This window comes from Allokutzneria sp. NRRL B-24872 (genome assembly GCF_002155965.1).
Taxonomy (GTDB): Bacteria; Actinomycetota; Actinomycetes; order Mycobacteriales; family Pseudonocardiaceae; genus Allokutzneria.
Genome location: NZ_MUMH01000410.1, coordinates 1 through 690, shown reverse-complemented (window position 1 = coordinate 690; position 690 = coordinate 1). Strand labels below are relative to the sequence as shown.

General features: G+C 70.3%; 1 protein-coding gene. It reads right to left on the bottom strand.

The window, feature by feature from the left end; translation table 11 throughout:
• Positions 1-261: 261 nt before the first annotated feature.
• The coding region (locus CCN37_RS38370) for a histidine phosphatase family protein (RefSeq protein WP_143262078.1) at positions 262-690 on the bottom strand (429 nt) is incomplete at its 5' end.

Genomic DNA, 690 nt, shown 5'->3' with positions numbered 1-690 from the left:
TTCGACGCGTGGCTGCTCACCCCCTCAGGGTAGGAGCGTCGCGCCCGAGGGGAAGGGGACGGCGCTCTGCCCTTGGCGAAGCGCTCATATGTTCGAGTGTCTCCCTCGGTTCGCCGCGCCCCCGTTGTCAGTGCCGGGCCCTACCGTATGGCTGTCCTTATTCACGCTTGCTGGGCTGCTTGCGTACTCGGACACGGCGGTGGCCGGGCCCAACAGCGCGGGTCCGGCCCCCGGCGGAAGGCCAGGAGCCGGTTCCCCGGCTCAGGAAGTGATGCGCAGCTCCGGCGGATAGCCGGTCCAGCGCAGGGGTGCGGGCAGATGCGCCATGTCGTTGGAGAAGAGCACCGAGGGCGGTCGGCCGGGCGGGGGATAGCGGATGACCGTCAGCGCCGCGTTGCACTGGTTGAGGCCGAGCCAGCGCCACTTCGGGGCGTCGAGCGCGGCTCGGACCAGCCAGCCGATGAGGAAGTTATGGGTGACGACCAGCTCATGGCGGTCCTCGGGGCCGTCCACGGGCCCCGTGAAGCGCTCCTCGGCGGTACGGGCCAGCAGCGGGCCGCGGGCGCGCTCATCGGGTGGAAAGCCATGGACGAAGTCGAGCAGGAAGTCGGCGGATTCGGCGGGCAGTTCGGCTCGGTGGGGCGTGTACGGCACATAGTCCCCGGCCGGTTCGCAGACATGGGCGGGTAC